13 protein-coding genes and 2 tRNA genes are annotated in these 14,049 nt (G+C 43.9%); all 15 read left to right on the forward strand.

Annotation, left to right across the window (positions count from 1 at the left end; genetic code table 11):
• The first annotated feature begins 4 nt into the window (after positions 1-4).
• The 15 genes from pyrH to BQ7344_RS00785 all read left to right on the forward strand — a co-directional run bounded on the left by pyrH (position 5) and on the right by BQ7344_RS00785 (position 14,038).
• The gene (gene pyrH, locus BQ7344_RS00715) at positions 5-700 is read left to right on the forward strand and encodes a UMP kinase (protein ID WP_072520997.1); all 696 of its coding nucleotides are present in this window, start codon (positions 5-7) and stop codon (positions 698-700) included.
• 49 nt (positions 701-749) lie between these two features.
• A complete protein-coding gene (gene frr, locus BQ7344_RS00720; RefSeq protein ID WP_072520998.1) occupies positions 750-1,301 on the forward strand; it encodes a ribosome recycling factor in 552 nt (183 codons plus the stop codon).
• Between the two features lie 89 nt (positions 1,302-1,390).
• Positions 1,391-2,098, forward strand: coding sequence for an isoprenyl transferase (locus tag BQ7344_RS00725; RefSeq protein WP_072520999.1), 708 nt, complete (start codon positions 1,391-1,393; stop codon positions 2,096-2,098).
• 2 nt (positions 2,099-2,100) lie between these two features.
• A complete protein-coding gene (locus BQ7344_RS00730) occupies positions 2,101-2,895 on the forward strand; it encodes a phosphatidate cytidylyltransferase (RefSeq protein WP_072521000.1) in 795 nt (264 codons plus the stop codon).
• Between the two features lie 20 nt (positions 2,896-2,915).
• Positions 2,916-4,058 carry a 1-deoxy-D-xylulose-5-phosphate reductoisomerase gene (gene dxr, locus BQ7344_RS00735; RefSeq protein ID WP_072521001.1) on the forward strand — a complete coding sequence of 381 codons (1,143 nt, stop codon included), beginning with the start codon at positions 2,916-2,918 and terminating at the stop codon, positions 4,056-4,058.
• A gap of 1 nt (position 4,059) precedes the next feature.
• The gene (rseP, locus tag BQ7344_RS00740; protein ID WP_072521002.1) at positions 4,060-5,349 is read left to right on the forward strand and encodes an RIP metalloprotease RseP; all 1,290 of its coding nucleotides are present in this window, start codon (positions 4,060-4,062) and stop codon (positions 5,347-5,349) included.
• 104 nt (positions 5,350-5,453) lie between these two features.
• Positions 5,454-6,686, forward strand: a complete 1,233-nt coding sequence (locus BQ7344_RS00745; protein ID WP_072521003.1) for a glycosyltransferase family 2 protein — start codon at positions 5,454-5,456, stop codon at positions 6,684-6,686.
• A 33-nt stretch (positions 6,687-6,719) separates the two neighbouring features.
• Positions 6,720-7,988 carry a peptidoglycan-binding protein gene (locus BQ7344_RS00750; protein ID WP_072521004.1) on the forward strand — a complete coding sequence of 423 codons (1,269 nt, stop codon included), beginning with the start codon at positions 6,720-6,722 and terminating at the stop codon, positions 7,986-7,988.
• Positions 7,989-8,092: 104 nt separating this feature from the next.
• Positions 8,093-8,177 (forward strand) — tRNA-Leu (locus BQ7344_RS00755).
• 84 nt (positions 8,178-8,261) lie between these two features.
• A tRNA-Leu gene (locus BQ7344_RS00760) sits at positions 8,262-8,346 on the forward strand.
• A gap of 204 nt (positions 8,347-8,550) precedes the next feature.
• The gene (locus BQ7344_RS00765) at positions 8,551-9,558 is read left to right on the forward strand and encodes a deoxyguanosinetriphosphate triphosphohydrolase (RefSeq protein WP_072521005.1); all 1,008 of its coding nucleotides are present in this window, start codon (positions 8,551-8,553) and stop codon (positions 9,556-9,558) included.
• A gap of 19 nt (positions 9,559-9,577) precedes the next feature.
• The gene (dnaG, locus tag BQ7344_RS00770) at positions 9,578-11,380 is read left to right on the forward strand and encodes a DNA primase (RefSeq protein ID WP_072521006.1); all 1,803 of its coding nucleotides are present in this window, start codon (positions 9,578-9,580) and stop codon (positions 11,378-11,380) included.
• A gap of 39 nt (positions 11,381-11,419) precedes the next feature.
• Positions 11,420-12,550, forward strand: a complete 1,131-nt coding sequence (gene rpoD / locus BQ7344_RS00775) for an RNA polymerase sigma factor RpoD (protein ID WP_015542998.1) — start codon at positions 11,420-11,422, stop codon at positions 12,548-12,550.
• Positions 12,550-13,266, forward strand: coding sequence for a tRNA (adenine(22)-N(1))-methyltransferase (locus BQ7344_RS00780; RefSeq protein WP_083585452.1), 717 nt, complete (start codon positions 12,550-12,552; stop codon positions 13,264-13,266). The genes rpoD and BQ7344_RS00780 overlap by 1 nt, the downstream gene beginning before the upstream one ends.
• A complete protein-coding gene (locus BQ7344_RS00785; protein WP_072521007.1) occupies positions 13,256-14,038 on the forward strand; it encodes a Nif3-like dinuclear metal center hexameric protein in 783 nt (260 codons plus the stop codon). The genes BQ7344_RS00780 and BQ7344_RS00785 overlap by 11 nt, the downstream gene beginning before the upstream one ends.
• Positions 14,039-14,049: the final 11 nt, after the last annotated feature.

The following is a 14,049-nucleotide window of genomic DNA, read 5'->3' on the forward strand; positions in this document are numbered from 1 at the left end:
ATTTATGAAAAGAATTTTACTCAAATTAAGTGGGGAAGCTCTTGCCGGAGCTGCAAAGAGAGGATTTGATGAGGAAACAGTCATTGCTGTTGCAAAGCAGATCCGTACGATTTCAGAGGAGGGTACACAGGTAGGTATCGTAATCGGCGGTGGCAACTTCTGGAGAGGTCGTACCAGTGAAACAATCAACCGCAACAAAGCAGATCAGATCGGAATGCTTGCTACGGTTATGAACTGTATTTATGTTTCTGATATCTGCAGATATCTCGGCCTTAAGACAGAAATTTTTACGCCATTTGTATGCGGCGCTTTTACCAGTCTTTATTCTAAAGATGCTGTAGAAGAAGCTTTTGCAGAAGGTAAGATTCTCTTTTTTGCAGGCGGTACAGGACATCCGTATTTTTCTACAGATACAGCAACTGTACTCCGTGCAGTTGAAATTGAGGCTGAAGCAATCCTCCTTGCAAAAGCAGTAGATGGAATTTATGACAGCGATCCGAAGCTTAACCCGAATGCAGTGAAGTATGATGAAATCTCTATCGAAGAAGTTGTAGACAAGAAACTGGCTGCAATGGATCTGACAGCATCCATTATGTGTCTGGAGCAGAAGATGCCGATGTTGGTGTTTGGGCTGGAGGAAAAAGACAGCATCGTAAATGCTGTACATGGCAAATTTACAGGTACAAAAGTAACTGTATAAATTTAATAAAGAGAAGGTAATAAAAATTATAAGAGGGAGATTTTGACAAATGGATGAAAGAGTTCAGAAATATGAGCAGAAAATGACAAAGACATTAAATGGCTTTGAGGAGGAGCTTACAACAATCCGTGCAGGTCGTGCGAATCCGCATATCCTTGATAAAATTACAGTAGATTATTATGGAAGCCCGACACCGCTTCAGCAGGTAGCAAATATTACTGTTCCGGAAGCTCGTATGATTCAGATTCAGCCTTGGGAATCAAGTCTGATCAAGAGCATCGAAAAAGCAATTCTTACATCAGATCTCGGCCTGAATCCGAGCAATGACGGAAAGCTTATCCGTCTGGTTCTGCCGGAGCTTACTGAAGAACGCCGTAAAGAACTTGTAAAGGACGTTAAGAAAAAAGGTGAGGCAGCTAAGGTTGCAGTAAGAAACATTCGCCGTGATGCAAACGATGCATTCAAAAAACTGACTAAACAGGATGTATCCGAAGATGAAGTAAAAGACCTGGAAGATTCTGTACAGAAGCTTACAGATAAGTTCATCAAAAAGATTGACGCAGCAGTAGATACAAAAGCGAAAGAAATTCTGACTGTATAATCACACAGACAGAAAGAGGAGGGAGAGCCGCATTAAGGCTCTCTTTCTGTTGAAATACAGGAATCTTGTCGAAAATAAAAGGAGAACTTATGAAAGTACCGAATCATATTGCGATTATTCTTGACGGCAATGGCAGATGGGCGAAAGCCAAGGGGATGCCGAGAGGATATGGACATATTAAAGGGTGTGCGAACCTTGAAAATATCTGCGATGACATCAAAGATCTCGGAGTAAAATATCTGACAGTCTATGCCTTTTCTACAGAAAACTGGAAGCGTTCCAGAGAAGAAGTTGAGGGACTGATGAAACTGTTCCGCAGCTATCTTAAGAAATGTATGAAGAGTGCGGAGAAAAATCATATGCGTGTAAAGATCATAGGAGATCCTTCTGCATTTGCACCGGACATTCAGGAAAAAATCCGTGAGCTGGAAGAATTTTCAAAAGATTATGATGAATTGTACTTTCAGATTGCCTTAAACTATGGCAGCAGGGATGAAATCGTTCGCGGAGTCCGCAAATTGGCACAGGATGTTGCTGACGGCAAATGTACTCCGTCAGAGATTGATGAATCTTTACTGGAAAATTACCTTGATACAGCCGGAGTTCCAGACCCGGATCTGCTGATCCGTACAAGTGGAGAACAGAGATTATCCAACTTCCTGATGTGGCAGCTTGCATATACAGAATTCTATTTTACAGATGTGCCGTGGCCGGATTTTCACAAAGAAGATCTGATTAAGGCAATCGAAAAATACAATAGCAGGGATCGCCGCTTTGGGGGTGTGAAGGAGGAATAATTATGTTTAAAACAAGACTCATAAGTGGAATTTTGCTTGTGATCGCAGCATTGCTTACGATCATAAGTGGCGGTTATGTGCTCTTTTTTACATTGTTATGTATTTCCCTGATCGGAATGCAGGAGCTTTATAAGGCAATGGGCATACATGAGGATCGTACCGGATTATTGGAAATCGTCGGATATCTGGGTGCTGTTCTTTATTATATCAGCCTGCTCCTTGGCTTTGAAAGCTATGGACTGATGGCAGTGCTGGTTTCTCTGATCCTGGTGATGTTTGTTTATGTATTTACATATCCGAAATATCATGCAAATCAGGTAATGGCAGCGTTTTTTGGTGTGGTTTATGTGGCAGTGATGCTGTCATTCATTCTTATGACAAGAAATCTTCCGGATGGCAAATTTATTGTCTGGCTGATTTTTCTCTGCTCATGGGGATGCGATACCTGCGCGTATTGTGTGGGCATGCTGATCGGTAAGCATAAGATGGCACCGGTGCTCAGTCCGAAGAAGTCAGTAGAAGGCGGTGTCGGCGGAGTTGTCGGGGCTGCACTTTTGGGTGTGATCTATGCTGCTGCGACACAGGGGCCAATGGTGGAATATGCAGTAATCTGTGGGATTGGTGCATTGATTTCCATGGTTGGAGATCTGGCGGCATCCGCAATCAAGAGAAATCAGGGAATCAAGGACTATGGTAAACTGATACCGGGACATGGTGGTATTCTGGATCGTTTTGACAGTGTGATCTTTACTGCGCCGGTTATTTATTATCTTGCCAAAATTATTCTTGGTATCTGATATTGCCAAAGGAGAAAAACATGAAGAAAATTGCAATTTTAGGATCTACAGGTTCGATCGGAACACAGACGCTGGATGTGGTCCGTGCTAATGGAGATATTGAAGTGCTGGGCATCAGCGCCGGAAGAAATATTCAGAAACTGGAAGAACAGGTTCGGGAGTTTTCTCCTCGTCTCGTTGCTGTATGGGATGAAAATGCAGCAAGAGATCTTGCAGATAAGATTAAAGATACAGACACCAAAGTTGTTTCAGGAATGGATGGACTTCTGGAACTGGCGGCTATGCCGGAAACAGAAATTCTTGTTACAGCAATCGTGGGAATGCTTGGAATCCGCCCGACGATTGAAGCTATCCGTGCAGGCAAGGATATAGCACTTGCAAATAAAGAGACGCTTGTGACCGCGGGACATCTGATCATGCCGATGGCAAAAGAATACGGGGTACGGATTCTGCCGGTAGACAGTGAACACAGCGCGATTTTTCAGTCTCTGAATGGAGAACATCGATCAGAAGTACATAAACTTCTGATCACCGCATCGGGAGGTCCTTTCCGTGGGAAAAAGCGTAAAGACCTCGAAGCAGTTACGCTTGCGGATACTCTGAAACATCCAAACTGGGTGATGGGACAGAAGATTACCGTAGATTCTGCGACACTTGTCAATAAAGGTCTGGAAGTTATGGAAGCGAGATGGCTGTTTGATGTAGATCTTGATCATATTCAGGTAGTTGTCCAGCCACAGAGTGTAATTCACTCCATGGTAGAATTTAAGGATGGTGGAATTATTGCACAGCTTGGAACTCCGGATATGCGTCTGCCGATACAGTATGCACTGTATTATCCACACAGAAGATATCTCGGAGGAGACCGCCTGGATTTTGCTGCACTTAAACAGATTACATTTGAAGAACCGGATATGGAGACGTTTCTGGGATTGCCGATGGCAATTCAGGCATCAAGAGCAGGTGGTTCAATGCCAACTGTTTTCAATGCGGCAAATGAGCTGGCAGTACGTAAATTCCTTCATCAGGAAATTGGATTTCTTGATATTTATGATATTATCGCACAGTCGATGGAACGACATAACGTAGTCGAGAATCCAGATCTTGAAGAAATCCTTGCAGTAGAAAGTGACACTTATCAATGGATCGAAAGCAGGTGGTGATTTGAAGATACTGATTGCTGTAATTATTTTCAGTGCAATCATTCTTTTCCATGAATTTGGACATTTTTTGTTTGCAAAATTAAATGGAATCGGGGTTACAGAATTTTCTCTGGGAATGGGACCGAGACTCTTCAGTTTCCAGAAGGGGGAGACTCGTTATTCTCTGAAACTACTCCCAATCGGCGGTTCGTGCGCGATGGTTGGTGAGGACACGGATGAAGAAGAACTCCCGGGTTCTTTTAATGCGGCATCGGTAGGGGGAAGAATCTCTGTTGTTGCGGCGGGTCCGGTGTTTAACTTTATTCTGGCTTTTGTGCTGGCAGTGATTATTGTGGGATTTGTCGGTTATGATCCGTCGGAGGTTGTTGAGGTAGAGAAAGGATCACCTGTAGCGGAAGCGGGTCTTGAAAAGGGTGATGTAATTACAGAATATGATGGTTATCATGTGGATCTGGCGAAAGACCTGTATGTCTATATGTATCTGAATAATCTTGAAGAAGGTGACACCGTCACCATGAAGGTGAAACGTGACGGAGAGACAAGGACAATCACCTATACACCGGATGTTTCTGTACGATATCTTCTTGGGTTCAACCGTTCAGATGCATCTTCTATGACTGTGGAATCTCTGATTGACGGGATGCCGCTTCAGGAAGCGGGATTGCAGGCAGGAGATACGATCACGGCAATCAACGGTACGGAGATTGCAGACGGAGAAGCATATGATGCATATCTGGAAGAGCATCCGCTGTCCGATGAGCCGGTAGAAATCACTTATGAACGTGACGGGCTGGACTACACAGCAACCATTACACCGAGAGAGTATCGTACCCCGCAACTGGGATTTTCTTATAATTTAGGATATACAAAGACATCTGGTCTGCAGGTGTTGAAATACGGCGCACTGGAAATCAAATACATGGTCAGAACGACTCTTTTAAGCCTGAAAGAGCTTGTGACAGGGCAGCTTGGATTTCAGAACTTAAGCGGTCCGGTAGGAGTAGTGGATGCTATCGGAACGACATATGAACAAAGCAAGAGCGAGGGCGCTTTGATGCTCTGGATGAATATGCTGAATATGGCAGTGCTTCTTTCCGCAAACCTTGGTGTAATGAATCTGCTTCCACTCCCGGCACTGGATGGCGGTCGTCTGGTGTTTTTGATTATTGAAGCAATTCGGAGAAAACCAGTCAACCGTGAAATCGAGGGAAGGATTCATTTTGCAGGTTTGATGCTTCTGATGGCATTGATGGTAGTTGTTATGTATAATGACATACTGAAAATTTTTTAAAAATTGAATAAACTGGTTAAAAAAGAGTGTGAATATTGCGGAATAGTTTCACACTCTTTTTCGAAATAGTAAACAAAAGACAGGATATTGTGAGAAGGACAGTGGTGAAGTTGGATAAAAAATTAAGTATTATTATACCTTGTTACAATGTGGAAAAATATATCGCAGAGTGTCTGGAATCTGTTTGTAATGCCAGGGACGCCGAAGTAGAAGTGATATGTGTGAACGATGGTTCTACGGATGGTACGTTGAGTATAATTGAACAGTGGAAACAAAAAGATGACAGGATTATTATTATTAATCAGGAGAATAAAGGAGTTTCGGCAGCCAGAAATCAGGGGTTGAATCTTGCAAAGGGAGAGTTTATCTATTTTCTGGACGGTGATGATAAAGTAGCAGATGTTGCAATTCTGAAAAAGTGCTGTGAACAAATGCAAAGAGATAATCTGGAAATATTGATAGGAGCAGCCAGAAGTTTTTATGAATTTCCTGAACTGCAAAACAAATTTCCTGAATTTGAAAAACGTTATCGCATAGAACATGAATATCCGCCGGTAATGAAAGGGACTGAATTGATGGCGGAGATGCGGCGCAACGGGGAATGGACAGTATCTCAGTCGATGAGGATATATAGAAGAGATTTTCTTCAGGTTAATAATATTCATTATACTGAGGGAAAAATATATGAAGATAATTATGTTTCATTTCTGGGTATGTATCTGGCAGAGCGGACAACTGCGGTAAAAGAAATTTTATATGAAAGAAGAGTTCGGGAAAACTCAATCATGACACAGAAAGTAACGCATAGAAATGTAGAGAGTTACCTTGTGAATTTTATTCAGGATCTTTATCTGATTGCAGAGTACAGAGATGTGACAAAACCAAATATGGGTATGGATTTTCCGCTGGATATTGCCCGCCGGGAAATAAAAAGAACATACAGGCTGTTGGATGAAGAGGAAAAAAGAAAATTTGAAGAATGTCTGACAGAAGAACAGAAGTTTTATTTTGATGTACTTATTCGCAGGGAAATTGAAGTTGTGTATATGCTGGATGCCAAAAGCAGACTTCTGGAGCGTACGGTTAAAGAAAACAAAGAGATGCAGAAGAAACAGGAAAGCAGGATTCGGAAGTTAGAGGAACAGGTTGCAAAGCTGGAAGAAGATAAGAAACAAGAGCACGAAAGAAACGAAAAACATCAAAAAGATCTCAAAAAAGCGAATAAAAAACTCAAAGAATTAAAAGCATCCAATTCATGGAAGATTGGACGTGCGATAACATGGCCGGTAAGAAAACTGAAAGCTATTTTAAGAAAGTTTTCCAATGGTAATGCATAAACTATCCTGAGAGACATTTGTCAGGAGAAATAAATGGATTTTTATAGAAAAGTTCGGGCGCAGCAGGATCAGGTGGATGATGGAACGCTGAAAGTCAGTGTATTTACAGAAGACGGTACGCGTCCGGTGGAAGATGCGCTGGTGCGAATATCTTACACGGGAGAGAGTGGACAGACGGTGGAGGAAGTACGGACAGATTCATCAGGGCAGACACCTGTACTGGATCTGAAAACACCTCCGCTTGAGTACAGTATGGAGCCGGTGGAAGAACAGCCATATGCGGAATATACCATACAGGTAGAAGCGGAAGGATTCGAAAATACGGAGATTGCCGGTACGCAGGTGCTTCCGGGAGTGCAGGCACAGCAGGCGGTAAAAATGGCATTTCGTGCGGAAGCATCGTTTGAGCGTCTGGTGATCGGTCCCCATACTCTGTTTGCAGAATATCCGCCAAAGATTGAAGAATCGGAAGTCAAACCGGTGGATGAGAGCGGCGAAATTGTTTTAAGCAGGGTAGTGATACCGGAATATATTGTGGTACATGACGGTTCGGTAAATGATACGACAGCACCGAACTATTATGAACGGTATCGGGATTATATAAAAAATGTTGCAAGCAGCGAGATCTATGCGACCTGGCCGGATGATACGATCCGTGCAAATATCCTTGCAATCATGTCTTTTACATTGAACCGTGTTTATACGGAATGGTACCGGAATAAGGGCAAAGATTTTACGATCACATCCTCCACAGCGTATGATCACAAGTGGATCCGGGGAAGAAATGTATTTGACAGTATTTCCCGAATTACGGATGAACTTTTTGAAAATTATCTCTCCAGGCCGGATGTGCGCCAGCCGATTCTTACACAGTACTGTGACGGGCATCGGGTACAGTGCAGAAATCGTGGCTGGATGACACAGTGGGGCAGCAAGTCACTGGGAGATCAGGGCTATTCACCGATTGAGATCCTCAGATATTTTTATGGAAATGACATGTATATCAATGTAGCAGAAGAAATTTCAGGTATTCCATCCTCATGGCCGGGATATGATCTGAATATCGGTGCGACAGGAGAAAAAGTGCTCCAGATTCAGGAACAGCTTAATGTGATCGCAGACGCTTATCCGGCAATTCCGAAAGTAAATGCGGATGGGATTTACGGGGAACAGACCAGCGCGTCCGTGCGTAAATTCCAGAATGTGTTCGGGCTTCCGGAAACGGGAATCACGGATTATCCGACATGGTATAAGATACAGGAAATCTATGTTGCGGTCAGCAGAATTGCGGAATTGAACTAAAAATACAAAAAAATAAAAAAATTTATAAAAAAGTGTTGACTTTATGTCATATCTCTGGTATTCTATCACTTGTCGCGAGGAAACAATCCTGCGAAACAGAATATGCGGAAGTGTCGGAACTGGCAGACGAGCAAGACTAAGGATCTTGTGAGCATTGCGCTCGTGTGGGTTCAAGTCCCATCTTCCGCATAATACAAAAAAGACGTTGACATTGTTCAGAACTTTTTGTATAATATCTGTTGTCGCGAATAAGTTATCCGTGAAATGCGATATGCGGAAGTGTCGGAACTGGCAGACGAGCAAGACTAAGGATCTTGTGAGCATTGCGCTCGTGTGGGTTCAAGTCCCATCTTCCGCATAAGAAGCCCTTGATTTTCAAGGGCTTTTTCTTTTGGCAAAACAGACGCCGGAGACTCTTTTTTGACGCGAAATCAGTTATTCAGATGTCGAAATATTTAATCTGAATGATTTTTTTGAAAAAAAGAGGAATTTGAGACTTTGTGCAGAATATAATTAATAAGAGGTATTTTGTCAGTCTATGGAGCCTGTGGAGGACATGCCTATGAATATTCGAGAAAACATGGAACAGAGAGAACTTGAGCTTCTCAGTCCCTATGCTGCACATAGCGGCCATTCACGGGGCAGGGAGCGGATAGAGGAAGAGTGTGATGTACGTACGGTTTATCAGAGAGACCGTGACCGGATATTGCATTGCAAGGCATTCCGGCGGATGAAAGATAAGACGCAGGTTTTTCTTGCACCGCAGGGAGATCATTACAGAAACCGCCTGACGCATACGCTGGAAGTTTCTCAGATTGCGCGTACGATTGCGAAGGCATTGCGATTGAACGAAGATCTGGTTGAGGCAATTGCGCTCGGACATGATCTGGGACATACACCTTTCGGACATGCAGGTGAACGGGCGCTGGATGAAATCCATCCGGGTGGTTTTACACATTATCAGCAGAGTATCAGGGTAGTCCAGATCCTCGAAAAAAGCGGTGAAGGTCTGAATCTTACATGGGAAGTAAGAGAAGGAATCCTGAATCACAGGATCAGTGGCTCACCGACAACTCTGGAAGGTCAGGTTGTGCGTTTTTCTGACAAACTTGCATATATTCATCATGATATGGATGATGCACAGCGGGCAGGCGTTATCACGGAAGATGATATACCGGTCACGCTCCGGATGCTTCTGGGATACACGACGCGTGAGAGACTGAATACCTTTGTTCATGATATTATCGAAAACAGTCTTGAAAAAGATCATATAGAGATGTCTTCGGAGATTTATGAGGCACTTATGGATCTTCGTGGAATCATGTTTCAGAATGTATATACACATCCTGGAGCAAAAGAAGAAGAATTAAAAGCAATCAAAATGCTGAAAAAGCTTTATGTATATTATACAGAAAATCCGGAAGAGATGTCTGAGGAATACCGCCTTCTGATGAAGAGGGGAGAATCGAAAGCGCAGGTTGTGTGTGATTATCTGTCAGGTATGACGGACCAGTATTCCATGGCGAAATTCCGGAAGATCTTCATACCAAAGTCCTGGGAGGTCTATTAAATGGCAGAGGAGGATGAGTATGCGTTATTCGGACGATATCATTGAAGAAGTGCGACAGAAAAATGATATTGTAGATGTAGTATCGCAATACGTCAGATTAACAAGAAGGGGCAGTACATATTTTGGACTCTGTCCGTTTCATAATGAAAAGACTCCTTCGTTTTCTGTGACACCGGGCAAACAGATGTATTACTGTTTCGGATGTGGCGCAGGAGGAAATGTATACAATTTTATTATGGAATACGAGAATTATACATTCGGTGAAGCACTGAAACATCTGGCAGACAGAGCCGGAGTAGAGCTTCCGAAGATCGAGTATTCCAGAGAAGTCAGAGAGAAAGCAGAGCAAAGAGCGGAACTGCTTGAAATCAATAAGCAGGCTGCACAGTATTACTATTATCAGCTCCGTACCGAGGGCGGAAAGATCGGATATCAGTATCTTTCCGGTAGAGGGCTGAGCGAAGAAACAATGCGTAAGTTTGGACTTGGTTATTCTGATAAGTTTGGCGGCGGACTTTACAAATTCCTGAAATCAAAGGGATACAGTGATGAGAGGCTTCGGGAATCCGGACTTTTTAATGTTGATGAACGCCATGGAATGTACGACAAGTTTTGGAATCGTGTGATTTTTCCAATTATGGATGTGAACAACCGTGTGATCGGTTTTGGCGGACGAGTGATGGGTGACGGCAAACCGAAATACCTGAACTCACCGGAAACCAAAATCTTTGATAAGAGCCGAAATCTTTACGGACTGAATATTGCAAGGACAACGAGGAAAAAGTATCTGATCCTCTGCGAAGGCTACATGGATGTGATCTCCATGCATCAGGCAGGATTTACGAATGCGGTAGCATCGCTCGGAACAGCGTTGACCTCCGGTCATGCCAGTCTTCTGAAACGTTATACACAGGAAGTTCTTCTTCTGTATGACAGTGATGAGGCGGGAATCCGGGCGGCTCTTCGAGGAATTCCGATCCTTCGGGATGCCGGAGTCAACTCGAGAGTCGTGAATCTGAAACCATACAAAGACCCGGATGAATTTATCAAAAACATGGGAGCAGAAGCTTTCGAAGAACGCCTCAGACAGGCATCTGACAGTTTTATGTTCCGTGTGAGTATTGCAGAATCGGAATTTCCGATGGATGAGCCGCAGGGGCAGAATCGTTTCTTTGAACGGTGTGCAGAGCTGTTGCTCGAATTAAAAGATGAACTGGAACGTAACCTCTATATTGAGGCAATCGTTAAGAAATACAGGGGACAGTATGGTGTCAGTGTCGAGGATTTAAGAAAAAGGGTCAATACACTGGCGCTGAAGGGAACTCCGGCGGAAAACAGAACACAGCCAAAGACCAGTGGCGGACAGAATAAAAAGAAAAAAGAATCCGCTTCGGATCAGGCACAGAAACTGATGCTGACATGGCTGGTTACTTATCCGGGAATTTTCGATAAAGTGGCACAGTATCTGAATGCAGAGGATTTTATCGTTCCGCTGTATAAGGAAGTGGCACAGATGCTGTTTCGTCAGAGAGAGGAAGAGGGTCAGGTCAATCCTGCCAAGCTTCTGAACAGCTTTACGGACAGTGAAGAGCAGCGGGAAGTCGCATCGCTTTTTAATGCGACGATCCATCTGGAGACACAGCAGGAACAGGATCGGGCTTTTGCAGATACGCTTCTTCGTATCAAGGCAGAAAGCCTTGCAGAAAAAAACCGTAATCTGGATCCGACAGATATGGTGGGATTGCAGCAGATCCTCAAAGAGAAAAAAGAATTGGAAGAACTTGGACGAAAACGTCAGGAACTGCATATTTCTTTTGAATAAGGTTAAAATATAAACACTATATGGAGGGAATGAGCACCTATGGAAATGAATATGGGCAAATTCAGCGAGAAACTGGTAGAACTTCTGGAGCTTGCAAAAAAGAAGAAAAATGTACTGGAATATCAGGAAATCAGCGATTTCTTTAAAGACCAGCCGCTGGAAGTTGAGCAGATGGAAAAGGTTCTGGATTTTCTGGAAGCCAGTGGAGTGGATGTGCTTCGTATTTCAGGAAATGATGAAGAACTGATACTTGATGTGGACGACGATGCCGACATCGAAAAGATGGATGACGAAGAAGAAATCGAACTTGACAAAATCGATCTTTCTGTTCCGGAAGGTGTCAGCATTGAAGATCCGGTTCGTATGTATTTGAAAGAGATCGGTAAGGTCAGCCTTCTTACGGCAGACGAAGAAATTGAGCTTGCAAAACGTATGGAACAGGGTGATGAGGAGGCAAAGAAACGTCTGGCAGAGGCCAACCTCCGTCTGGTAGTCAGCATTGCCAAAAGATACGTAGGACGTGGTATGCTGTTCCTGGATCTGATTCAGGAAGGTAATCTTGGCCTGATTAAAGCCGTTGAGAAATTTGATTATCGTAAAGGTTACAAATTCAGTACCTACGCAACATGGTGGATCCGTCAGGCAATCACAAGAGCAATCGCCGATCAGGCGAGAACCATCCGTATTCCGGTTCATATGGTAGAGACGATCAACAAACTGATTCGTGTTTCCCGTCAGTTACTGCAGGAACTCGGACGTGAACCTACTCCGGAAGAAATCGCAGAAGAAATGAAGATGCCGGTAGAGCGTGTGCGTGAGATTCTCAAGATCTCTCAGGAACCGGTATCTCTGGAAACGCCTATCGGCGAAGAGGAAGACAGCCATCTTGGGGATTTCATTCAGGATGATAATGTACCGGTACCGGCAGATGCAGCTGCATTTACACTTCTGAAAGAGCAGCTGATAGAGGTACTGGGTACACTGACAGAGAGAGAACAGAAAGTACTGCGCCTTCGTTTTGGACTGGACGACGGACGTGCACGTACCCTGGAAGAAGTTGGAAAAGAATTTAACGTTACCAGAGAGCGTATCCGTCAGATCGAGGCGAAAGCACTCCGTAAACTCCGCCATCCGAGCCGCAGCCGTAAACTTAAGGATTATCTGGATTGATGGCAGGCAAGGTGCAGCTGTCAGAGCGGCTGACAGCAATCGCGGAAATGGTAACAGAAGGAAACCGGCTGGTTGATGTGGGATGTGATCATGGATATCTGCCGGTGTACCTGATGCTTCAGCATAAGATTCCTAGAGCAATTGCCACAGATGTGGGCAAAGGTCCTCTGGCAAGAGCGCAGGAACACATCGCACAGTATCATATGGAAGCATACATAGAAACGAGATTGTGCAACGGTTTGTCCGAAATCCGGCCAGGTGAGGGAGACACCCTTGTGATCGCGGGAATGGGCGGACCACTGATGGAGCGAATCTTAAGTGAAGGCAGACATGCACTGCCGGGATTTCAGGAGCTGATTCTGCAGCCGCAGTCGGATATTCCCCACTTCAGACGTTTTGTTATGCAGAACGGTTATCAGATCGTTCAGGAAGAGATGATTCTCGAAGACGGCAAGTTTTATCCAATCATGAAAGTGGTTCAGCATGAAGGAGAACAGCCTGCTGTATGGAGTCGAGAAGAGGAAATGTTTGGACGCCTGCTTCTTGAGAGAAAACATCCGGTACTTAAATTATATCTGGAGCGTGAACTCCGCATTCGAAGTGAGATTTCGGCACAGCTGGAGTCGGCTTCCGGTGATGCAGCGAAGAAGCGCAGAATGGAAGTAGAGGAGGAAAAGCAGTTGATTCTGACTGCCTTAAAACGATATGAAAGTTAAAGAACTGACCGGCTGGCTGGATGGCAGATATCCGTCATCCGCAGCAGAGCACTGGGATAATGTAGGACTTCTGGTCGGAGATGATGAAGAAGAGGTCAGTCATGTATTTCTGGCGCTTGACCTTACTGAGTCGACACTTGCGCAGGCAATAGATGCCGGAGCGGATATGATCATTACTCATCATCCGATGATCTTTGAAGGACAGAAAAAAATTAATAATCATACATTTACAGGACGCAGGATTCTTTCTCTTATAAAGCATAATATTCAGTATTATGCAATGCATACTAACTATGACATACTTGGAATGGCTGAGCTGAGTGCAGATTATCTGCAGCTGACAGACAGAGAAGTTCTTTCCGTTACCGCGGAGACGCAGGATGGTCAGGAGGGATTTGGCCGTGTAGGAGAGCTGCCCCGCAAGATGTCATTAAAAGAATGCGGAGAATTTGTTAAAAATGCATTGTCTTTAAATGATGTAAAGATTTACGGAGATCCGGATACACAGATCGAAAAGGCTGCCATCTGTACCGGAAGCGGCAAGAGTATGATTTCGGATGTTCTTGCAAAGGGTGCGCAGGTTTATGTCACAGGAGACATTGATCATCATACAGGAATTGATGCGGTAGCACAGGGACTGACTATCGTAGATGCCGGTCATTACGGTACAGAATATATTTTTATGAAAGCGATGGAGAACGTTCTGAAAGAACAGTATCCGAATCTTCAGATCACATGTGCAAAGGTGCAGAGTCCGTATATGATATTATAATAAATAAAAGA

Source organism: Blautia sp. Marseille-P3087, from assembly GCF_900120195.1.
Lineage (GTDB): Bacteria > Bacillota > Clostridia > Lachnospirales > Lachnospiraceae > Blautia_A.